The organism is Vibrio qinghaiensis, from assembly GCF_002257545.1.
Taxonomy (GTDB): domain Bacteria; phylum Pseudomonadota; class Gammaproteobacteria; order Enterobacterales; family Vibrionaceae; genus Vibrio; species Vibrio ordalii.
In genome coordinates this window covers 2,192,174-2,213,728 of sequence record NZ_CP022741.1, presented here as the reverse complement: position 1 = coordinate 2,213,728, position 21,555 = coordinate 2,192,174, and the positions used below count along the sequence as shown (strand labels likewise).

Genomic DNA, 21,555 nt, shown 5'->3' with positions numbered 1-21,555 from the left:
TTGCAATAGGGTAACGTCAGGGGCATACACCCATTTATTGATACTCGAGCATTGAATCGAGTTGATCCCATTTTGCTTGTGGTGCGTTTAAGCAGGCTGAAGGAAAAGGATTGATTAAGGAATGATAAACATGGATGCCCTCAAAACATTGCCGATCAAAAGGCACACAACGCTGCTCAACCGCTTGCCTGAAACTCGTTTTTCTTCACAATTTGACAAAGCAAAAGCAAGTTGGATTATTTTTGCACCTTATCTCTCCACTCAACATTTTGATGATATTGATTTTTTTACCGGTTACTACAACGCCGTCCTCGATATGTGGAAAGTGGGACATTATGAAGTGGCGCTGATGTCAGGTGAACTGACGACAGAGCACGAGAAAATTTTACAAGGACTCGAAATTGATTACGCCCGTTTGAGTGAAGTGCCTGACCTGTCCAAGCCGGGTTTGATTGTGATGGATATGGACTCTACGGCGATTCAAATAGAATGTATTGATGAGATAGCCAAGTTAGCGGGTGTCGGAGAGGAGGTCGCCGAAGTCACTGAGCGAGCGATGCAAGGTGAATTGGATTTTGAGCAAAGCTTGCGTCAGCGGGTTGGCAAACTTGCTGGTGCCGATGAGTCGATTCTTGAAGCGGTTCGCTCTACATTACCCATGATGCCTGATTTGCGTGAACTGGTGGCGACATTGCATGCCTTGGGGTGGAAAACGGCGATTGCATCTGGTGGCTTTACCTATTTTTCAGATTATTTAAAAAGCGAACTGCAACTTGATCATGCGCAATCCAATACGTTGGAAATTGTTGATGGCAAGCTTACTGGTCAAGTGTTAGGTGAGGTCGTTTCGGCGCAAACCAAAGCCGATATTTTGGTTGAGTTAGCACAGCGTTATGAGATTGAATTGCACAATACTGTCGCGGTTGGCGATGGGGCGAATGATTTAGTTATGATGGCTGCAGCGGGGTTAGGCGTTGCTTATCATGCGAAACCTAAAGTTGAAGCAAAAGCACAAGCGGCGGTCCGTTTTTCAGGCCTTGGCGGCGTGCTCTGTATTCTTTCTGCCTCATTGGTGAAGCAGCAAAAACTCAGTTGGAAAGTGAAGCCTTGAGTAAAGCTCAACGGTGAAAGATAAGAGAGTGAGCGATGCCCGCTCTCTCTCTTCTACCCACACACACTCTCTTCTACCCACACTCTCTTTTACAAAAGTCAGTCTCTTTTACAAAGTCAGTCTCTTTTACAAAGTCAGTCTCTTTTACAAAGTTAGTTCTAAGCGGATCAAGACTTCTTCTGTAATATCGATCACCTCTCCATAACCAATGATCGAGGTGATCTCTTTTTCTAGCGTACGAGCGTGATGAAGACTAATTTGTGCCAACTCATTGAGATCACTGCGCAGCAGCGTAGTGATTGGGTCAAAGACGGGTGCACTACAAATCCTCAAGATGTAAATTTCACCCATGTGTTGCGCTTTTTGGATAAAATTAATGCGCTCTTTAGTGTTTTCAAAATCACTCAATAATTTCGATTGAATTGATTGAATACGCGTGCCAAATTTGATTGCCGCAATATAAACGTCGTGATATTGCGGTAGCGCACCTTCAATGCGCCGCATCGGCTTAGCCAGTAGAGTATTGGTGTGGCCTTTGAATATCGGCTCTAACGTGATGCGATTTTCTTGGCCTAATTTAGCCAGTAACACAAGATGAGGCGGCAAGGGATAATTCACGCCAATCACCTTAGGGCGTAAATTTGCACCGTGTTTATCAACGAAAATCGGCGAACTTATCATCTTATCAAGCAAGATGTTGTGCAACCCTTCCAGTAAGTTATGACTTGGTAGCACTTCTTCTTTCGGTAGCAACTTATCTTGATTGTTTTCAATAATGCTATTGAAAAAAGCGATCGTTTTGATGGTATGTATATTTTCTTCTATCACCAATTGCAGACGTTGACCTTCTGGCCCAATACGAATGACATGGTAGGGAAGGCTATGCAGCGGCAGCTTTTTATCGTAAAGCTGTAATTCGTGGTAATTGATGGTGACATTGTCGCCTGCTTTTACGGGCAGTGGTGTATCCAAAACAATACTTAAACCACGTTTAGATAAATCAATTGTGTGGCCAGTTGCATTTACCCCTGATCCTGAAGTGATGGTCAGCGGTGTCTTGAATTGGTAACGAGGCTCTTTTCTACGCGAGCGAGCATCAAAGTAAATGCCTGTAGGTTGGCCAATGATCTGCCTTAAATGACGGAATTTATTGAGTTCGCTATTGGGTAAATTGGGTTTGTCAGTCAATAGGTAATCTTTTGCCGAATCCTCATCGCCAATTTCTTGTAAAACGCCACAGTGCGTTAAGTGGCTTGAGCGATCAGACAATTCATGGGCATGAACCGCAAGTTCTTGACGCTCTTCATCCGAGAGTTCAAAGACAAATAAGCGAAACGCTTTCCAACTTTGTCGACGAGCGCCAACATGCCAAAACATTTTTCTTTGTTCACGGTTGGCCTCGGGCATCATCATTGAAAAAAAGAGCGTTTTTTCCTGATGTTCATACTTAAAAGCATAAAGCACATTATTGCTACCCCGCATCCCCGGCTTGGTCAACTGCTCCATCCGCTCTTTATTGAATAACGAACCGAGTACTTGCTGATTACGCTCGTCGTGCCAGTATTGCCAGATAGGTTGGTTATTTTCAGTCAGCAATACCAACTTCAGTTCGCTGCCACTAAAAAATACCGGTAAGTTACAGGTATGTTTTAAATAGGTGTGCTCGTAACCACGAGTTCGTGCTCTGATCAGCTTATCTTGGTTATCATGTCGTGCTTTCTGAGTGTTATTTTGCAGCGATTCAGTAATCACTTTTTCGATGATATTTGTATCGGAAAGTTTTAGTGTACGCAGAAATTTCACGGCGTCGTTATCGTAAGATTCATCAATCCCTAAAATACGATATTCAATGGTTTGGTTGAGTCCAACCACTTCTGACGTTTTGTTTAGTTCGGAAAAATAGACTTGGATCACCTCACCAAGCTTGTAGTTAAAAGCGGCGGGAACTTTAAATTTTGCACCCGAAACCGATAGATCAACACTGAGGCCATTGACCAGTTGTTTACTTGATAGGTGAATTTCAACTTGTGAGGTGACTTTTAAGCGATTTTCTTGGCGTTTCAGATCATAACCAAGCTTAATTGGCTCAGCTTCAAAAAACGTACTGCCACCGTCCTTTTGTGGGTTTTGGGCACCACGTTGTTGCATCACACGGAAGTTGTTTGGCGTATTGTTTAACGCTTCCCATACACCTTCCGTGTACGCCCCAAATTTTTTGACCCCTTTGTGATAGGCGTTAAAGGCCACATCGTCGAACCAATGTTTGCGGCCATCTAATTCATATTCTCGGCATTCCCCTTGCACCCGACCTCGCAAGTCAATACTTTTAACACAAGGAGCCATGATGCGATTGAGCTCCATCTTGACCAGTAATTTTGCCGACGGTGATTCATCTGCTGTCATTTGTGAAAGAAGATAGTCAAAATCAGGTAAACGGTAAGCTGGGATCAAACGCTCTGCGATTGATAGAATTTCAGATTGCTGCATACTTTTCTGTTAGAGTGTCCGTCTCAAAGATTAATCGGCATCGTTACCATAATCTTTAGTTATCTGTTGCGAAGGTTCAACCTTTATTTAAATGTAAATCAACCTATATCACTTCATGACTACTTAATAGTTTAATCTTTAAGCTTGAAAAGTATAGGTTACCAACAAGAAACAGGAATTGTTGAGGAAGCATGGCAAAAGCAAAACGCGCCTATGTATGTAATGATTGCGGAGCAGATTTTCCGCGTTGGCAAGGTCAATGTAGTGCTTGTGGTGCATGGAATACTATCACCGAAGTACGCTTGGCCGCATCGTCGCAGGTTGCACGTAATGAGCGACTAGGTGGTTACGCCGGGGCGGTAACAGAATCACAAGTTCAAGTGCTGTCGGATATTAATCTGCAGGAAGTTCCACGGTTTTCTAGCGGATTTAAAGAGTTGGACCGTGTATTGGGTGGTGGTGTCGTTCCCGGCGCGGCGATTTTAATCGGTGGTAACCCTGGCGCTGGGAAATCGACTTTATTGCTACAAACCATGTGTCAGCTCGCGGCGTCAATGCCTGCTTTGTATGTCACGGGTGAAGAATCGCTTCAGCAAGTCGCGATGCGAGCTTCTCGTCTTGGTTTACCTAAAGATAAGCTTAAAATGCTGTCGGAAACCAATGTAGATCGCATTTGCCAAATCGCTGAAAAAGAGCAGCCCCGCATCATGGTCATAGACTCAATTCAAGTGATGCATGTGGCCGACGTCCAATCCTCTCCCGGTACGGTGGCACAAGTGCGCGAGTCTGCGACTATGCTCACACGCTACGCTAAGCAAAACAACGTTGCCGTATTTTTAGTCGGACATGTGACGAAAGACGGTACTTTGGCTGGTCCAAAAGTGCTAGAGCATATTATTGACTGCTCGGTATTGCTAGACGGAGGAACGGATACTCGTTTTCGTACTTTGCGCAGTCACAAGAACCGATTTGGCGCGGTCAATGAACTCGGCGTTTTTGCGATGACAGGACAGGGTTTGCGTGAAGTGAGTAATCCTTCTGCCATTTTTCTTTCGCGAGGCGAAGAAGATACTTCGGGCAGTTCGGTGATGGTTGTATGGGAAGGGACGCGTCCACTGCTAGTGGAGATCCAAGCACTGGTCGACTATTCACAATTAGCGAACCCAAGGCGAGTCGCCGTTGGGCTTGAGCAAAATCGCTTATCTTTATTGTTAGCAGTGCTTCACAAGCACGGTGGCTTACAAATGTCCGATCAAGATGTGTTTGTTAATGTGGTTGGTGGCGTTAAAGTGACAGAAACAAGCGCCGATTTAGCCCTTCTCATGGCACTGCTTTCAAGCTTCAGAGATAAACCACTTGCTAAAGATGTCGTTGTTTTTGGCGAAGTCGGTTTGGCCGGAGAAATTCGCCCAGTACCTAGTGGTCAAGAGCGATTAAATGAAGCATTTAAACATGGTTTTAAGAAAGCAATTATTCCGATGGCGAATATGCCTAAAGGTGGAATAGCTGGCATGCAATTGCACGGTGTGAAGAAATTATCTGAAGCAATTGAAGCATTTGATGAGTTATAAATCTTAATTAAACTCGCCTCTTTTACGGTTATGACCTATATTTCACCGACAGTTCGTAACCGTACTATATTTTTTTTCAAGCAAGCGTATGCAAGGGTATCAGTCTTGACAGATTGTGATATACTCTGCGCGCACTTTATACCTTATTAACAGAGTAAGACAATGGCAGATTTATCAAAATACAGAAACATTGGTATTTTCGCGCACGTTGATGCCGGTAAAACCACTACCACTGAGCGTATTCTTAAGCTTACTGGTAAAATCCACCGTACAGGTGAAGTACACGATGGCGCTTCTACCATGGACTTCATGGAACAAGAAGCTGAACGTGGTATCACAATTCAATCAGCAGCGACGACTTGTTTCTGGAAAGATCACCGTTTTAACGTTATCGATACTCCTGGGCACGTTGACTTCACAGTTGAAGTTTACCGTTCTCTGAAAGTTCTTGATGGCGGTGTTGGTGTATTCTGTGGTTCTGGCGGTGTTGAACCTCAGTCAGAAACTAACTGGCGTTACGCGAACGATTCAGAAGTCGCTCGTCTGATCTTCGTAAACAAACTAGACCGTATGGGTGCAGACTTCTTCCGCGTTGTAGGACAAGTGAAGAAAGTTCTTGGCGCAAACCCACTTGTGATGACTCTTCCAATTGGTCGTGAAGATGAATTCGTTGGCGTTGTTGACGTGTTAAACCGTCAAGCTTACGTTTGGGATGATTCAGGTCAGCCAGAAAACTACGAAGTTAAAGAAATTCCAGCAGACATGGTAGATCAAGTTGAAGAATACCGTGAAATGCTAATCGAAACTGCGGTAGAGCAAGACGACGAGCTAATGATGGCTTATATGGAAGGCGAAGAGCCAACTGTTGAGCAACTAAAAGCTTGTATCCGTAAGGGTACTCGTGAACTAGCGTTCTTCCCTACATTCTGTGGTTCAGCGTTCAAAAACAAAGGTATGCAGCTTCTATTAGACGCAGTTGTTGATTACCTTCCAGCTCCAGCTGAAGTTGTACCTCAAGATCTGACTGATCCTGAAACAGGTGAGCCTACTGGTAAAGTTGCAACAGTTTCTGTTGACGAACCGTTCCGCGCACTAGCATTCAAGATCATGGATGACCGTTTTGGTGCTCTAACGTTTATCCGTATTTACTCTGGTAAACTGAAGAAAGGTGACACCATTCTTAACAGTGCCACTGGTAAGACTGAGCGTATTGGCCGTATGGTTGAGATGCACGCGAACGATCGTAACGAACTTGATGCTGCTCAAGCGGGTGATATCATCGCTATCGTTGGTATGAAAAACGTGAAAACTGGTCACACTCTATGTGATCCTAAACACGAATGTACTCTTGAGCCAATGATTTTCCCAACGCCTGTAATCTCTATCGCTGTTGCTCCTAAAGACAAAGGCGGTTCTGAGAAACTAGGTATTGCGCTAGGTAAAATGGTTTCAGAAGATCCATCATTCCAAGTTGAGTCTGATGAAGAAACGGGCGAAACCATCCTTAAAGGTATGGGTGAGCTTCACCTAGATATCAAAGTCGATATCCTTAAGCGTACACACGGCATTGATCTTATCGTTGGTGCTCCTCAAGTTGCTTACCGTGAAACAATTACTAAAGCAATTGAAGACAGCTATACGCATAAGAAACAGTCTGGTGGTTCTGGTCAGTTCGGTAAGATCGACTACCGTATCAAACCAGGTGAGCCAAATTCAGGTTTCACGTTCAAATCAGTAGTTGTTGGTGGTAACGTACCTAAAGAATTCTGGCCTGCGGTAGAGAAAGGCTTTAAGTCTATGATGGACCAAGGTGTTCTTGCTGGGTTCCCTGTACTAGACGTTGAAGTTGAACTGTTCGACGGTGGTTTCCACGCAGTTGACTCATCTGCAATCGCATTTGAAATCGCAGCGAAAGGTGCATTCCGTCAATCTATGCCTAAAGCTGGTGCTCAACTTCTAGAGCCAATTATGCACGTTGACGTGTTTACTCCAGAAGATCACGTTGGTGATGTTATCGGTGACCTTAACCGTCGTCGTGGCATGATTAAAGATCAAGAAGCTGGCGTAACAGGTGTACGCATTAAAGCGAACGTTCCTCTATCTGAAATGTTCGGTTATATCGGTCACCTACGTACAATGACATCTGGTCGTGGTCAGTTCTCTATGGAGTTCTCACACTACTCTGCATGTCCTGCAAACGTTGCAGAGCAAGTTATTGCTGACGTTAAAGCACGTAAAGAAGCTGAGAAGAAGTAATTCTTAAAAGCTAAGCTGAACGTAAAAAGCCCCACCAGTGAAAGCTGGTGGGGCTTTTTTATGTAACAACGAAATAGAAAAGGGCATAAAAACCGATAAAAGCAGAACCGATAAAAGTAGAAACTGCCGGGCGAAGGTAGTTTATACTACTCAATTCATATCGTTTATACCCAAACAACTTGAAATTGCAGGTAGGCGGCAAGTAAGTTCATCCCCATGAGCATAGATAAACTATGTGATTGGGGTGAGCGAACGTAGCCAACACCGCTGCAGTTTCAAGTAGGAAGGGTATAGCTAGCCCTTAAGGTTGATATAGATTTCTTCAACTTTAATACGTGCCCATTCAGTTTTACGTAAAAACTTCAAGCTTGATTTAATACTCGGATCCTTTTTAAAGCAGTTAATATTGACCATATAGCTGAGCTCTTCCCAGCCATAGTATTCAACGAGCTCCGTGAGTAGTTTTTCTAAAGTGACTCCATGCAGCGGGTTATTACCTTGTGTCATGATCCAATTATTCAATAGTGTTATTTAAGCTAAGTATAGCAGGCACCGGAGTTAAATTAGGACAAAATATTAGGCAATATAGGAGGTTGTTAGTGTGAAAACTTGGTGTATTGGCAGGTTAGAGGCTAAGTCCAACCTGCACAATTAGAATGGATTACTCTTCCCAAACAACCAGTTGTCCTTTTGGCCAATGGTGGCCCATTTCATGATATTTCTGCTCTAATACATGCCGCTTGATTTTTAAGGTAGGAGTGAGTACGCCATTTTCGATTGACCATGGATCCTTTATCATTAGCACGCCTTTGATTTGCTCATGCGATTCCAATTCCTCATTCATCCGCGTAATGACTTTTTGAGTAGTACGCTCATAACGAACGCGATCAAAATGAGGGAAATTATGTGGAACAACCAGCAAAATAGGGGCGGGAAGCCCTAAGCCAATCAGACACATCATCTCGACTCGAGTGTATTCGAACAGTTTATTTTCGATAGGTACGGGAGCCACAAACTTGCCTTTGGCTGTTTTAAAGGTGTCCTTTTTGCGCCCTTGAATGGTGAGATAACCTTCAGCATCAATAAAACCGATATCGCCAGTATGTAGCCATCCTTCTTTGCCGAAAGACTCTTGCGTTGCGATATCATTTTTATAGTAGCCTGAAAATAGCCCTTTGCTGCGGACCATAATTTCGCCATCGTTAGCGATTTTTAGCTCAATTCCCGGCCCCGTTTGTCCAACAGAACCTATTTTATCTGATCTAAACGGGTAGTTGAGAGTGCTGTAAGCAAAAGATTCTGTCATTCCCCAAGCTTCAGTAATATTTAACCCAATTTTGTGGTACCAAGCAAGGAGTGCGGGTGAGACTGGAGCCGAGCCACAGCCGAGCACTCGAGCTTGGTCAAGTCCTAACCCATCGGCCAGTTTTTTCTTGATAAGGGTGCTAACGAAAGGAATTTTTAGCAGAAAATTGAGTTTTTTCTGAGGTAATTTATCTTGAATACGTTGCTGAAATAGAGTCCATAACCTTGGTACAGAGATGAATAGGGTCGGACGGTGCATTTTCACATCTTCAATAAAGGTATCCAATGATTCGGGGAAAGCGGTTTGCACTCCGCCCATGATGGAAGAGCCAAAGATATAAACTCGCTCAGTAATATGAGCGAGTGGGAGATAAGAAAATAATCGGTCGTTTTCTTGAATGCCAATGTGATTAATGAGTTGCTGGGTTGACCAACTGAATGCTCCATAGGTCAGCATCGCTCCTTTCGGTAAGCCTGAGGTACCGGAGGTATAGACTAAAGACATCAGCTTATCGTCATAATGCACTGGTCGATCTGTACTTGGTAGAGCGTGCTCAATCAGCTTAGTAAAGAGATGATCGCAGGCTGGCGCTGAATCATAGGGGAGCGCGATGCTAATTATATCGGGTAAATTGCTGAGTACTTGCTGAGTGGCTTGCCCGTTATCGAGTTTACCTACAATCACTATTTTTGTTTCACTGTGAGTGAGGCAATATTCGATGGTATCAGCGCCTGCGGTTGGAAAAATAGGTACGCTAATGAAGTCGCCGAGCATCATTGCGAGATCGCAAATAAACCATTCAGCGCAGTTCTTGGAAATAAGCGCAATTTTATCTTGAGGTTTGGCGCCTAATCCTTGCAGTGCAGAGACGAGTTTGAGTGCTTTGTCGGCAACCTCTGCATAGGTGTATTCAACAAATTGTCGGTTAATAATTTGTCTTAAATAAACTTGATTGGGGCGCTCCGCTGCCCATTTCAAGATCATTTCATTCGGTGGTGGGAGAGCACAAGTTGCTTTGCTTAACTCGTTAGGCTGAATCATTCTCTAACTCCATGTTAGTGGCAAAAGTATTATCGTTTTTATGTTAACGCTTTGTTAACTCTAGCATGATGAAATGATTAGGTAAAAGAAGATTGTGGTTACTAAACGTTAAAGTTGCGCGCTGGATTCACTTTCTTATTTTGACACTCCTAACTCCGAGTAGCGTTTATTTCTGTTCAGTTGATTCTATCCTTCGGGTCAATTTCTGGGTGGGTATCAATCACTTGTTTTAAGTACTCTTGATGATAACGAAGGGCATTGACACAGTGTTTATCAAGCTTGCCGCTCACGACCATTTTTTCCAGTTCGAGAAGGGCGAAAGGAACAGACCAAGCTTGTCTGTATGGACGATGACTTGTTAAGGCATCAAAGACGTTGGCAACGGCAATTATACGTGCCGATATGGGAATATCATCTTGAGTTAGTCCATAAGGGTAACCACTACCATCCAAAAACTCATGATGATAAGCGACGATCTCTTTTAATATGGATATGCAAGGGTGATCAGGTGTGCCAATCTCATCAATAATTTGATTAATGATATCAATACCTTTTTCTATGTGTGTATAGAGCTGAGCACGCTCTGGTTTATCTAATGTATTTGGGTTAAGCAATAAGCTCGTCGGTAGGGCAAGTTTGCCTATGTCGTGATAGCGTGAAAACTGGGTGATGTTATCAATAGCTTCATCATCCAGTTGATAAATGTCAGCAACCTCAATAGCGATGACTTTGGCATAACAACTAATGCGCTCTTTATGTTCTTTTGATTCTAGTTGATGTTCTGGGGAGCGTGCTTGAGTCAAATTCGCTATATCCAAAATGGTTTTGACTAAATCGTATTCAGAGCAAACTGCGAAGCGGATCATCTCGACAAAAGGTTCCACATCTTGTTTTACTTGTTCGGTAAATAAATGGCTTTGGCGCGAATTGAGGAAAATAAAGCCAATAAATACTTGTTGATGGTAAGTCGGAATCGCCAGTGATGAGCAATAACCTTGTTCAATTAGCCAGCGAGTATGAGGATAGTCTGGCTTCAATTGGAGTGGGATATTTTCAATGCTACGGCTCTGGCCGTTTTGTGCACATTGTTTAAGGACAGGAAGTTCAGCAAGTGGAAACTCGTAATGTATAAGCTCTCCGCCGTTAAAGGTGCTGTCGGCGTAGGTTTTTAAATGGTCATTGTGATGGTCGTATAGAGCAAAAGAGATGCGGTCAATCTCTGGGATTTTGACTTGCATTCGTTGGTGTATATTATCGAGTTGCTTATTGAGTGGGCCAACCTGTGGAAAATAGGCGTGCTCGCAACCTTTGCTATGCGTATCCATCGCGTGTTCCTCTGCGCTACAGGGTCTCCAAGGTTGAAATGGAGAGTATCGTCTAATTGATAAGTTTAGGACAGATAAGCGATGCGTGCGTGAAATTTAACTAAAAAATGGGTTATATAACCAAGCAATATGAGGTGCTACTGGAAAGCCGCTGGATGACGCTAGGTCACTAGATAAATACGGTTATTTGACGCCATGTTTAGTAGCAAGGCGTATAGCCGATTTTAGCTTAATCCAAGCGCAATGCCACTGAGCGTAAAGAATATAACCAGCCAGATAATAGGCAGTTTGAGCTGTTTTAGCAGGTAAAAACCGATCAGAACAATCGCCATGTCTAAATTGTTGCTGACCGAGCTTGTAAATACAGGGTGGTATAAGGCTGAGAGCAGCAAACCAACGACGGCGGCGTTAACACCGTTAATGGCTCCTGATACCGATCGATAGTTTGCTAAGGCTTGCCAATTTTTAAGCACGCCGAGCAGTAACAAAAATCCCGGCAAAAAGACGGCAATGGTGGCCAGGGTTGCGCCTAAGATTGGCGCTTGTGGTAGCAGAGCGTAACCAATGTAAGTGGCGAAGGTAAACATTGGACCAGGAACTGCTTGTGCTGCGGCATATCCTGTTAAAAACAGATCCGGATCAAGCGCGTCGCCAACCAAATTTTGTAGCAATGGAAGTACGACATGTCCGCCGCCAAACACCAAGCTACCCGCTTGATAAAAGTGGTTAAATAGAGCGATTTCAGGCATCAAGTGGCCGGCAAAAGGCAAACCGACCAGTAAGCCAATAAAGAGAGCGAAAGGGATGAAGGCGGGGACAAATGAACGTTCAGTGGCTAAATCTTGGCTAGGGAGCCATTTGACTCCGATCAGCGCTGCCACAATGAGAACTCCGATTTGCGTTCCGATACTGGGTGCAACAATCAGCATCACAGCGGTTGCCAAACATAACCCAACGGTTAAGCGATTCTTACAGAAGTTTTTATACATTCCCCATGTGGCATCCGCGACAACGACAACGGCTAGCAGTTTTAAGCCGTGAATCACGTTTTGAAATAATGGGGCTTGTAGTAATTGGCTGCTGGCGATGGCAAGGGCGACCATGATCAAAACCGAAGGGAGTGTAAAACCAGCAAAAGCGGCACATCCACCCAGTAAGCCACCACGATGGTATCCTAGTGCAAACCCAACTTGGCTTGAACCTGGCCCTGGCAAAAACTGACTTAAGGCAACGATCTGTGCGTATTCTTTATCTTCAATCCATTTTAATTTTTCAACGAATGTATTGCGGAAATAACCAATGTGAGCGGCTGGCCCACCAAAGCTTATCCACCCAAGCAGAAAAAAAGTTTTGAAAATAGTAAACATGTGCATAAGCACTCTTAAAGAGACGTTGTTTCGCTACTTTAAAAGGATGTTTGAGCAGATTCAAATTTAATCCTTAACCATTTGTAAACCGCAGAAAAACGATAAACAGACTGGCATGGGTTAACTGAGTTTAAACTTAGTCCAAGCTTTTAATTAAGGTAAACGTTTAGAGTTGGAATAAAAGCTAATGTGTTGACGGGCAGTAGCAATTAGCTCATCAATGATCGCATGATGACGGGGTTCTACCCGCTAAATTAGTGAATTACGACTCCTTATTGAAAAAACGTAACCGATGCAAAATCCAAAACTCTAAACCAAAAATACCAACCAGTGCGATGCAAAAGAGAGCAAAAGCAACGGGGGATTCAGTGCCGGGAATACCGCCGACATTAACCCCAAGTAAGCCAGTTAAAAAGCTTGTGGGTAGAAAGATCGCCGCAATCACCGAGAATAAATAGGTGTTTTGGTTCATCTTCTCTGCATGATATTGACGTAATTCCCCTTTGATCAGTTCGAGCTCTCCAAGGTAAAAATCGAGGGTTTCATTAATGCGCGTGATGGTGTTAACGCTGTGGCGCAGACGCAAGTTTTTATCATTTGCCAGCGAGACTTTGGAATCACTGAAATCATCGATGGCGTATTGCTGAGGTTTGATAAAACGTTTGATTTTGAGCAGCGCTTTATGCGTCTGCATCAGCTCGTCACTGAGTTCAATTTCGTTATCGTATTGGGTGATTTTCGCTTCAATGCTGTTTAAGTAGTTATCGATGTTTTTGTTTAAACCATCAATGATCTGCACGAGTACATCTGAAAGGGTTTGCGGGCCTTGCCCGGCCTGCAGTAGGTCACGGATTACATTGACGGCTTTTGACGGGATTTTTCTGGTTGAAAACAGCGCGCCATTGAAATAGAGAATGCGAACGCTCAACATATCTTCTGGGTTGGCGTTGTCGTTCATGTTGACGCCACGCAAAATCAGTAAAAAGTTCTCATCATCGTATTGCTCAAACAGTGGGCGAGTGTCCTCTGCTAAGAGGCTGTCGACAATTGAAGTGGGGATCTGATACTGCAGCAACCACTCTTTTAAACCGGGAATATCGCGTTGGCAGTGATACCAATTCCCAGCTTCAATCAGTGAAGCACTATTGAGTTTTTGCTGCGGAGCGGATGCAGAAAAATGCCACTGGTCGATCAAAAATTCCATGAATATCCTTATCACTTGCTCCTCAATGACTCTGCATTGAGGAGCAGTAGATTATATCAATTGAGATCAGAAGCCGCGCATTTGAATACGACGCAAAAACTCAGTCATGATTCTATCGTAAAGAAGATCGCCTAAAAACGCATCCTCAACTTGGTGATCAATACTAGGGTTATCATTCACTTCAATTACATAAACTTGGCCATCAATCTCTTTCAAGTCAACGCCGTACAGGCCACTGCCGATAAGGTTTGACGCTTTTAAGGCAACATCAACGACGTTTTTAGGTACTTGTTTTAAATCCAAGGTTTCAAAGCCGCCAGAAGAGACTCGGCCACTGTTGTGGTGTTGATAAATTTGCCAGTGGCCGCGGCTCATCATGTATTTGCAGGCGAAGATGGCTTGGCGGTTCATTACACCGATGCGCCAGTCAAAGTCAGTTGGCATGAAGGCTTGTGCCAAAATCAGAGCACTTTTTTCAAACAGTGCGCCGGCTTCGCGTTCCAGCTCTTGCTCGTCGCGTACTTTGACCACGCCACGTGAAAATGCGCCATCTGGAATTTTTAATACCATGGGAAAGCTCAACTCCTGCATGACATTGCTTTTCCATTGCTCATCAAAACTTTGCAAAATCACGCCTTTTGGCGCAGGCACTTTATTGCGTTGCAATAACTCAGTTAAGAACACTTTATTGGTGCATTTCATGATCGATTCAGAATCATCCATCACCACCAAGCCCATTTTCTCGGCCGTTTTTGCAAAGCGGTAAGTGTAGTTACTGATGTTGGTGGTGGCGCGAATAAACAAGCCATCAAATTCACCCAAACGCGATAAGTCATCCGGTGAAATGGTTTCTAGGTTAACCCCTAAACGGTTTGCGGCGCGGCGAAAACGTTTTAATGCTGAGGGGTCAGAAGGTGGCATTTTCTCTTCTTCGTCCACTAGCATGGCAATATCGTAACGGTATTTTTTCTCTTGCTTCGGTTTACGCCAAACTTTGGTTGAAAACAGCTCTAATGATTCGACGAAGAAATCTTGCTCTTGGTCGTTCAAATCCTGGAATGGGAAAGGGCCAATTTTGCTGATTTGCCACTGCCCTTGAACGCGGTTCATTTCCAACTCAATAACGGGCACCATAAACTGTTCAAACAGGCGGCGAGCCAGTTTATCCAAGCCTTTTTCTGCGGTGCGGCCAAAATAAATTTTGCACTGTATAAAATCGGTTTGGGCGCACAGTTTATTGAGTTTCAATAAGCCAGAAGAGAGTAAAAAGGGTTGATTGATGTCGTTGATCGCCATCACTCGAGGGATAACGCGGTGGCCGCGTGCCTCTGCCATCAGCGAGCAGTAATAGCCGCTGCTCATGTAGCCATAATCGCGACACAGGTTGACCACTTGCAGGCTGCGATGAGTATGGGTGCCATTACTGTTGAGGTATTGGTCTACACTTACCACTTGCTCTGAGGGGAAATATTGTTGCCAGTCACTGGACTGGTCGGTCACGATCAAAAGGTTTGCCATTGCTATTCTTTTCCTTAATCAATAGGAATAATATTGAGCCGCAATCTTGCCAACCACTTAAGGACGTCGTATGGACTTTCGTCTTGCGAAAAGTGCTGATCTCACTGCTCTTAATGCGTTAGAACAACAGCTGTTTGACGGAGATAAAATCTCTCCACGCCAAATGAAGCGTTTTTTACATTCCAACCAAGCGGTGTTGTTTGTGGCCGATGCCGGCACAGAGCTGGCTGGATATGCATTGCTACTATTTCATCAAGGTACACAGCTATCAAGGTTGTATTCGATTGCCGTAAAACCTGATTTCAGAGGCCGGAGGATTGCTCAAAATTTGGTCGAGCAATGCGAGCGTGCTGCTCTTGATCAAGGTGCCACTACATTACGATTAGAAGTGCGTGAAGACAATACGGCAGCGATAAATTTATATGAAAAAATGGGCTATAAAACCCTGAAATTTCTTATCCATTATTACGATGATTTGTGTAATGGACGCCGGATGCAAAAACGCTTGTCGCCACAAGGGCCTAAGGTGCAATTGCCAATGCCACTTTATGTTCAGACTACGCCATTTACTTGCGGTGCGGCATGCTTGCTGATGAGCTTTTCTTGCTTGTCTAAATCGTTTGAGCCGAGTCGCACCGCTGAGCTGCAACTGTGGCGAGAAGCGACAACGATTTTTATGGCGGCAGGGCACGGTGGGTGTAGCGGGCAAGGGTTGGCACTGGCTGCTAGTCGACGCGGTTATCATGTGGAGCTGTGGAGCCAATCCAAAAGCACGCCTTTTATTGATAGCGTGCGAGATGCCAATAAAAAACAAGTTATCGAATTGGTTCATCTTGATTTTTGTGAGCAGCTTACTCATCAAGATGTGGCGATGATTGATGCACCACCGAGTCAAGAGCAACTAGAAGCGTGGGTGACGGAAGGATCATGTGTGCTGCTACTCATCAGCACTTATCGTTTCGATGGTAAGAAAGAGCCGCATTGGATCGTACTCAGTGGTATGAGCGATAAATTCTTCTTTATTCACGATCCACATGCAGAAACAGAAGCGGATGCGATGGCTTCGGCCTTCATTCCGGTCGGCAAAAAAGCGCTGTCACAAATCATCGGCTTTGGTAAACAAAAACAGACGGCTTGTGTGGTGATTAGCCCGAACCGCAGTGCCATGCGTGTAACCACTGGTTAGGATAGAGTTTAAGTGAATTTATTGAGTCATAATGACTGTTTTTTCTGAGTTGTTATGACTCTTTTTTTTGAGTGATATTTCTTATTTTATTGTTTTTATTCGGTATTTTTATTGGCTTAAATTGTGCTTGTGGTGTTGGTCGTCTGTCATGATATCCACCACCGCCGTAAGAGGTCACAGTGCTCAATATTACCGATATAAAAGTAGAACAACGCATACCCGCTTGGTTGCGCCTTGGTTTTCGTCCCTTTTTCCTACTTGGTAGCGTATATGCCGTTTTAGCGGTGACGTTATGGGTCTGGATGTTTCAAACAGGTCAACCATCGGCATTGCAAGTTCCTGCGCTGTGGTGGCATGTACATGAAATGCTGTTTGGTTTTGCTATGGCAATTGTGGTCGGTTTTCTATTGACTGCCGTACAGAACTGGACTGGCATTAATGGCACGAAACATTATCGCTTAGCCGTGTTAGTCGCCTTGTGGTTAGCGCCTCGAATCTTATTGTGGACGCCGACACCTTTGTGGGTCATCTCTTCTGTCGAAGCGCTTTTTTTGGCCGCTTCGGCCTATGAAATTGGCCGCCGAGTAGTGCAAGCGAAAGGCTGGAAAAATCTCTTTTTTGTACCGCTGTTTCTTTTAGCGATCGGCGCGAACTTTGCGAGTTATGCCACCATTAAAGGAATGCCGCCCTTTAGCTCAGCGGCGGTATGGCAGGCGATGTTGTGGTGGTTCACATTGTTGCTATCAGTCATGGGAGCACGCGTGATCCCTTTCTTCAGCGCAAGGCGTTTTAACTTTGAAAAAGCACAGCCATGGGTATGGCTCGATTGGTTAGCCAATGCACCCATTGCGGCCTTGTTTATTTTGAGTTTCTTCCCGCTGACGATGGTGCAGATTGGTCAGCCTATCATGTTACTGGCTGGGTTAGCGCAGTGGGTACGTTGGATGCGTTGGAAACCATGGCTAACATTGAGTGAGCCTCTGGTTTGGTCGCTGCACGCTGCGTATGCCTGCATTCCTTTGAGCTTATTACTGCGCGGGTTAATTGATGATGTATATGTCACTCATAACCTGATCCATCTCTTTGCTATTGGAGCCATCTCAGGCTTGATTTTGTCGATGATTGCACGCGTGACCATGGGGCATACCGGCAGGGCGATTTATCAAGGGCCTAAAATGAGTATTGCGTTTGCGGCTTTGATGATGTCGGCATTGGTACGCAGCCTCGGTGTGGCGTTTTTTCCAGCACAACTCTTTTTGATGGTGAATATCAGTGCCGCACTCTGGATATTGGCTTTTACTCTGTTTGTGTGGAAATTCGGCACGATGTTACTTACGCCGAGAGTCGATGGCCACCCGGGATAACGGTTTGGCTCGTCACGTGGAAGTAGCAAAATAAAAAAGTAGAAAGTAGAAAGTAGAAAGTAGCCTAGCAGTAGAAAGCGCGCAAAAGAAAAAGGCTTGGCACATCGCCAAGCCTTTTTATCAGAAAAACTGGATCAGTTATGGCTGTGCAGCATGCTGTTCAGTTCAACGGCTGATTTATTGGCTAAACACTCAATTTGACCTGTGATCGAGTTGCGACGGAAAAGTAGATCCGATACACCAGCTAAATCACGTGCTTTGACGATTTCCACTTCTTGGCCTTGGTTATCGAGCATACGCACTTTAGTGCCAGCAGTTACATACAAACCTGATTCTATCGTGCAGCGATTGCCGAGTGGGAAACCTAAGCCTGCATTTGCGCCAAGCAGTGAGTTTTCACCGATAGAGACCACGACCTTACCGCCGCCAGAAAGCGTACCCATGATAGAAGCGCCACCGCCGATGTCCGATCCATTACCAACAACTACACCTGCAGAAATACGCCCTTCAACCATGCTCACGCCTGTTGTACCAGCGTTGAAGTTGATAAAACCTTCATGCATCACAGTGGTACCTTCGCCCACGTGCGCGCCAAGGCGAACGCGCGAGGTATCCGCAATACGGATGCCCGCTGGGACAATGTAATCAACCATTTTCGGGAATTTATCGACACAATCTACCGTTAAAGCTCGGCCTGCAAGGCGAGCTTCAATTTGACGATCCGCTAGTTCAGGTAGATCGATAGGACCCTCATTGGTCCATGCGATGTTGTGCAGCAGGCCAAAAATACCATCAAGCACAGTACCGTGTGGTTTCACTAAACGGTGTGAAATCAGTTGTAGCTTCAAAAAGCCTTCAGCGACTGATTGAGGCTGTTGGTCGGAAGCTAAAATAACCAGCACCAGTGGTTGTGAGGCGTTAGCGGCTTTATCGGCAAAACTGGCATTGTTAGCCTGATCATGTCGAGCAAATATCGCGGCGAGTTGGGCGCTTTGCTCAGTTGAGATGTCGATATACTGGTTGCCTTCGCCATAACCAGAGACTTGAGCAAGCTCGCTTACTAGTGCGTCACTTGGGTTGAGAATTGGCGCTGGAAAAAACGCTTCAATCATTTTTCCATCACGGTTTTTGGTTGCCGTGCCAAAGGCAAGTGCAAAGTAAGCCATTTTGATATCTCCATGTTGTCACTATTGATGCGCTCGCCTGCGTAGGTTGAGCATCATTGCGGCGCACTCGATTTATCAAGCATCATAAAGAGTGAGGCAGGGGTAGGAAAGGGCAAAAGGGGAGAAAGTCCGTAAAACGATACCTTTTGTCTTTTTAGCGATGTATTTCTTTAGACAGAAATACAAAACCGCTGACGAAGCAGCGGCCTTTTCACGTTCTATCATCTTAAGCGTTTAATTGCCTTAAGCTGCATCTTCTTCTGGTGCTTCGTCTTTTACCGCTTTGGCTTTTTTAGGCTTAGCCGGTGCAGGCTTGCGCTTTGCGCCAAGTGCGTAAAGCACTTCCTCTTTATTTTGCGCTAAGAACATCGCCAAAGCTTCTTGCTTGGCTTCATCTTCTAGCAACTCACTTTTCCCTAACAGTTCGAAAAGCTCATCTGCCATATCGAGCATTTTGTCATAAGCGTCAGCGTCTGCTTTAGAGGTAAAAGTCATCTTTTCTTCTCCGTTGCGTTCCACCACGTACTTGACGATTACAGCCATGGTTAATCCTCTAACTTAGTCATTAATTCTACTGGCTGTTTATACAGTTTTTAAACCATGAAGTCTAGGTGAGCAGGAAAAAGTGAGAGGTGGATGGCTACTCTTTGTTCCATTGATAACAAAATTCAATAAAGTGTTTGAGCAGTGGGCTTTGGTATTTTTCTTTATGTACCAATAGCCAAAAACGGCGTTTCATGTCCAGCGGCACATGGAGCCGTTTGACCCGGCCATCTTGCAGTGCTGAATGCGCAGAAAGGGTGGATAAACAGCCTAAACCTAACCCTGCCGAAACACTGTTGATTAAGGCTTCCGTAGTATTCAATTCAAAGGCTTCATGCCACTGTTCGAGCCGCGGTGCGATAGCCCGTAAGAAAAACTCTCGCGAGCCAGAACCCGCTTCGCGCAATACCCATTGGCTCTGTTCGAAATCATTGAGGGTGAGCTGATTTATCATTGTGAGTGGATGTTCGGGTGCGCAAATAATACACATTTCATCGTGTGAAAAAGGCGTTGAAATCAGCTCTGGGTGCAGTGTTTTTCCTTCAATCAACGCAAGATCCAATTCGTAATCGACCAACTTTTGGCAAATCAGCGCTGAGTTGCAAATAAACAAACTTTGCGAGATGTGTTGGGTTTGCTGGCGAAATTGACTGAGTAGATAAGGCGCGACATGGTTGCCAATCGTATCACTGGTGCCAATGCGTAATTGACCCGAAAGGCTTTGTTCACTGTCAAACAGATGATTGATGTTGCTCGCTCGGCTTAGCAGTTCATCGGCGAGCGGCAACAGTTTTTGTCCCTCTTGATTGAGGATTAAACGGTTATTGACCCTATCGAACAGCGCATGCCCAAGCTGTTTCTCTAGTTCAGACAATGCCATACTCACGGCCGCTTTCGACAAAAATAGCGCCTCTGCAGCTTGGGTCAAGGTTTTGTGTTGCGTAATCGAAGTGAATACTTTCAATTGCTTAAGAGAAATATTGGCAGCCATAATTTTGTTTAATAAATCTTAACGTATGTTCTGTATATTTAGATATATCAGAACAAAAGGCAAGGCTATAATAGCAACATTGAACAACTACTTTGTTAGTTCTGATGAGAGGTCAATATGATTCGAGCAGCAAAAGCGAAAGTTATGGGTGCGCCAACCCCTATGGCGGGTTTAGCTCTAGGCATCGCAAGCTTGGGTTGGAGTTGGGAAAACTTTGCACCATTACAAGGTTATGGCCAATTAAGTGGAGCCGTTATTGCCAGCGTGTTGCTGGTGGTTCTTGCGCTTAAATTTCTCTTTCATGGCCACTTATTACGCCAAGATCTCGCTCATCCGGTTGTGGGCAGTGTTGTGCCTACTTTTGCGATGGGCACAATGGTGGTTTCCAATTCATTAGGCCATTTTTACCCAATGGCCGGTGATGCGTTATGGCTATTTGCTGTGGGTTTACACATCATCTTCTTGGTCAGTTTTTTGTACCATCGCGCGCAGTCTTTTGAACTTCACCACATGGTGCCAAGTTGGTTCGTTCCACCTGTGGGTATTATTGTGGCTGATGTGGCGTTTTCTGGAAATCCAGCACTTGCACCAATCGCCAATGCCACCTTGATGTTCGGTTTAGTCGCTTATGGGGTGATGCTGCCGATGATGATTTACCGTTTCATGTTTACGCATGAAGTTCCAGATGCAGCAAAACCAACCATGGCTATTTTGGCGGCGCCAGCGAGCCTCTCATTGGCTGGTTACTTAACTGTCACAGCTAACCCATCGCCAGTGATCATCGGCATTTTATTTGGTATTGCCGTGTTAATGACAGCGATTATCTACTTAGCTTTCTTTAAATTATTACGCTTGCCTTTTAGCCCAGGCTACGCAGCGTTTACCTTCCCAATGGTGATTGGTGCAACGGCGTTGTTTAAACTCACACATTGGATGGAAACCGTTGGAATAAGTGCTGAATATGTACAGCAAGTGCATTGGTTAGCTGGATTAGAGTTGATTGTGGCAACCATTGTGGTGGGTTATGTTGCTATTCGTTACTTAAATTTCTATCAACCTCATCGTGCTACTCAGCAGCATGAATGAGCTAGAAGAGCAAGATGAACACGCATTGAACTG

At 44.6% G+C, this 21,555-nt stretch carries 16 protein-coding genes; 6 read left to right on the top strand and 10 right to left on the bottom strand.

Features of this window, described 5'->3' with window-relative positions; translation table 11 throughout:
• Window positions 1–130: 130 nt before the first annotated feature.
• Window positions 131–1,111, top strand: coding sequence for a phosphoserine phosphatase (serB, locus tag CCZ37_RS10270; RefSeq protein WP_094500457.1), 981 nt, complete (start codon window positions 131–133; stop codon window positions 1,109–1,111).
• 144 nt (window positions 1,112–1,255) lie between these two features.
• Here the strand turns inward: serB and CCZ37_RS10265 are convergent, their stop codons facing one another.
• Window positions 1,256–3,598: a PilZ domain-containing protein gene (locus CCZ37_RS10265; protein WP_094500456.1), complete on the bottom strand. Its 2,343-nt coding sequence runs from the start codon at window positions 3,596–3,598 to the stop codon at window positions 1,256–1,258.
• 191 nt (window positions 3,599–3,789) lie between these two features.
• Between CCZ37_RS10265 and radA the strand changes: the two genes are divergently transcribed.
• The gene (gene radA, locus CCZ37_RS10260; RefSeq protein WP_094500455.1) at window positions 3,790–5,169 is read left to right on the top strand and encodes a DNA repair protein RadA; all 1,380 of its coding nucleotides are present in this window, start codon (window positions 3,790–3,792) and stop codon (window positions 5,167–5,169) included.
• A 162-nt stretch (window positions 5,170–5,331) separates the two neighbouring features.
• Entirely contained in the window at window positions 5,332–7,425 is a 2,094-nt protein-coding gene (fusA, locus tag CCZ37_RS10255; protein WP_094500454.1) for an elongation factor G, read from the top strand.
• Between the two features lie 294 nt (window positions 7,426–7,719).
• Here the strand turns inward: fusA and CCZ37_RS10250 are convergent, their stop codons facing one another.
• The 6 genes from CCZ37_RS10250 to CCZ37_RS10225 all read right to left on the bottom strand — a co-directional run bounded on the left by CCZ37_RS10250 (window position 7,720) and on the right by CCZ37_RS10225 (window position 15,186).
• Entirely contained in the window at window positions 7,720–7,932 is a 213-nt protein-coding gene (locus tag CCZ37_RS10250; protein ID WP_010320573.1) for a VF530 family protein, read from the bottom strand.
• A gap of 154 nt (window positions 7,933–8,086) precedes the next feature.
• Window positions 8,087–9,772 carry an AMP-binding protein gene (locus CCZ37_RS10245; protein ID WP_094500453.1) on the bottom strand — a complete coding sequence of 562 codons (1,686 nt, stop codon included), beginning with the start codon at window positions 9,770–9,772 and terminating at the stop codon, window positions 8,087–8,089.
• Window positions 9,773–9,948: 176 nt separating this feature from the next.
• Window positions 9,949–11,097 carry an HD-GYP domain-containing protein gene (locus CCZ37_RS10240; protein WP_010320571.1) on the bottom strand — a complete coding sequence of 383 codons (1,149 nt, stop codon included), beginning with the start codon at window positions 11,095–11,097 and terminating at the stop codon, window positions 9,949–9,951.
• A 224-nt stretch (window positions 11,098–11,321) separates the two neighbouring features.
• Complete coding sequence (chrA, locus tag CCZ37_RS10235) at window positions 11,322–12,470, bottom strand: chromate efflux transporter (RefSeq protein ID WP_010320570.1); 1,149 nt, start codon at window positions 12,468–12,470, stop codon at window positions 11,322–11,324.
• A gap of 256 nt (window positions 12,471–12,726) precedes the next feature.
• Entirely contained in the window at window positions 12,727–13,668 is a 942-nt protein-coding gene (locus tag CCZ37_RS10230) for a zinc transporter ZntB (protein ID WP_017047492.1), read from the bottom strand.
• A gap of 66 nt (window positions 13,669–13,734) precedes the next feature.
• Window positions 13,735–15,186 (bottom strand): RimK family protein, encoded by a 1,452-nt coding sequence (locus CCZ37_RS10225; protein ID WP_017046561.1) that lies wholly within the window; start codon window positions 15,184–15,186, stop codon window positions 13,735–13,737.
• Between the two features lie 70 nt (window positions 15,187–15,256).
• On the opposite strand from CCZ37_RS10225, the gene CCZ37_RS10220 reads away from it, so the two are divergent.
• Window positions 15,257–16,372, top strand: coding sequence for a GNAT family N-acetyltransferase/peptidase C39 family protein (locus CCZ37_RS10220; RefSeq protein ID WP_094500452.1), 1,116 nt, complete (start codon window positions 15,257–15,259; stop codon window positions 16,370–16,372).
• Between the two features lie 179 nt (window positions 16,373–16,551).
• Complete coding sequence (locus CCZ37_RS10215) at window positions 16,552–17,736, top strand: NnrS family protein (RefSeq protein ID WP_094500451.1); 1,185 nt, start codon at window positions 16,552–16,554, stop codon at window positions 17,734–17,736.
• A gap of 134 nt (window positions 17,737–17,870) precedes the next feature.
• On the opposite strand, the gene dapD is transcribed toward CCZ37_RS10215, so the two are convergent.
• From dapD to CCZ37_RS10200, 3 genes are all read right to left on the bottom strand, one after another.
• Window positions 17,871–18,902: a 2,3,4,5-tetrahydropyridine-2,6-dicarboxylate N-succinyltransferase gene (dapD, locus tag CCZ37_RS10210; RefSeq protein ID WP_094500450.1), complete on the bottom strand. Its 1,032-nt coding sequence runs from the start codon at window positions 18,900–18,902 to the stop codon at window positions 17,871–17,873.
• A 243-nt stretch (window positions 18,903–19,145) separates the two neighbouring features.
• A complete protein-coding gene (locus CCZ37_RS10205; RefSeq protein ID WP_010318120.1) occupies window positions 19,146–19,445 on the bottom strand; it encodes a YebG family protein in 300 nt (99 codons plus the stop codon).
• A 97-nt stretch (window positions 19,446–19,542) separates the two neighbouring features.
• Complete coding sequence (locus tag CCZ37_RS10200; protein ID WP_094500449.1) at window positions 19,543–20,436, bottom strand: LysR family transcriptional regulator; 894 nt, start codon at window positions 20,434–20,436, stop codon at window positions 19,543–19,545.
• Between the two features lie 117 nt (window positions 20,437–20,553).
• On the opposite strand from CCZ37_RS10200, the gene CCZ37_RS10195 reads away from it, so the two are divergent.
• Complete coding sequence (locus CCZ37_RS10195) at window positions 20,554–21,522, top strand: TDT family transporter (RefSeq protein WP_094500448.1); 969 nt, start codon at window positions 20,554–20,556, stop codon at window positions 21,520–21,522.
• The last annotated feature ends 33 nt before the right edge of the window (window positions 21,523–21,555 follow it).

Coding starts and splice junctions, on each gene's coding strand:
- CCZ37_RS10195 (WP_094500448.1), top strand. CDS start 20,554: ATGATTCGAGCAGCAAAAGCGAAAGTTATGGGTGCGCCAACCCCTATG.
- serB (WP_094500457.1), top strand. CDS start 131: ATGGATGCCCTCAAAACATTGCCGATCAAAAGGCACACAACGCTGCTC.
- CCZ37_RS10220 (WP_094500452.1), top strand. CDS start 15,257: ATGGACTTTCGTCTTGCGAAAAGTGCTGATCTCACTGCTCTTAATGCG.
- dapD (WP_094500450.1), bottom strand. CDS start 18,902: ATGGCTTACTTTGCACTTGCCTTTGGCACGGCAACCAAAAACCGTGAT.
- CCZ37_RS10265 (WP_094500456.1), bottom strand. CDS start 3,598: ATGCAGCAATCTGAAATTCTATCAATCGCAGAGCGTTTGATCCCAGCT.
- fusA (WP_094500454.1), top strand. CDS start 5,332: ATGGCAGATTTATCAAAATACAGAAACATTGGTATTTTCGCGCACGTT.
- CCZ37_RS10245 (WP_094500453.1), bottom strand. CDS start 9,772: ATGATTCAGCCTAACGAGTTAAGCAAAGCAACTTGTGCTCTCCCACCA.
- CCZ37_RS10200 (WP_094500449.1), bottom strand. CDS start 20,436: ATGGCTGCCAATATTTCTCTTAAGCAATTGAAAGTATTCACTTCGATT.
- CCZ37_RS10240 (WP_010320571.1), bottom strand. CDS start 11,097: ATGGATACGCATAGCAAAGGTTGCGAGCACGCCTATTTTCCACAGGTT.
- chrA (WP_010320570.1), bottom strand. CDS start 12,470: ATGCACATGTTTACTATTTTCAAAACTTTTTTTCTGCTTGGGTGGATA.
- CCZ37_RS10250 (WP_010320573.1), bottom strand. CDS start 7,932: ATGACACAAGGTAATAACCCGCTGCATGGAGTCACTTTAGAAAAACTA.
- CCZ37_RS10205 (WP_010318120.1), bottom strand. CDS start 19,445: ATGGCTGTAATCGTCAAGTACGTGGTGGAACGCAACGGAGAAGAAAAG.
- CCZ37_RS10230 (WP_017047492.1), bottom strand. CDS start 13,668: ATGGAATTTTTGATCGACCAGTGGCATTTTTCTGCATCCGCTCCGCAG.
- radA (WP_094500455.1), top strand. CDS start 3,790: ATGGCAAAAGCAAAACGCGCCTATGTATGTAATGATTGCGGAGCAGAT.
- CCZ37_RS10225 (WP_017046561.1), bottom strand. CDS start 15,186: ATGGCAAACCTTTTGATCGTGACCGACCAGTCCAGTGACTGGCAACAA.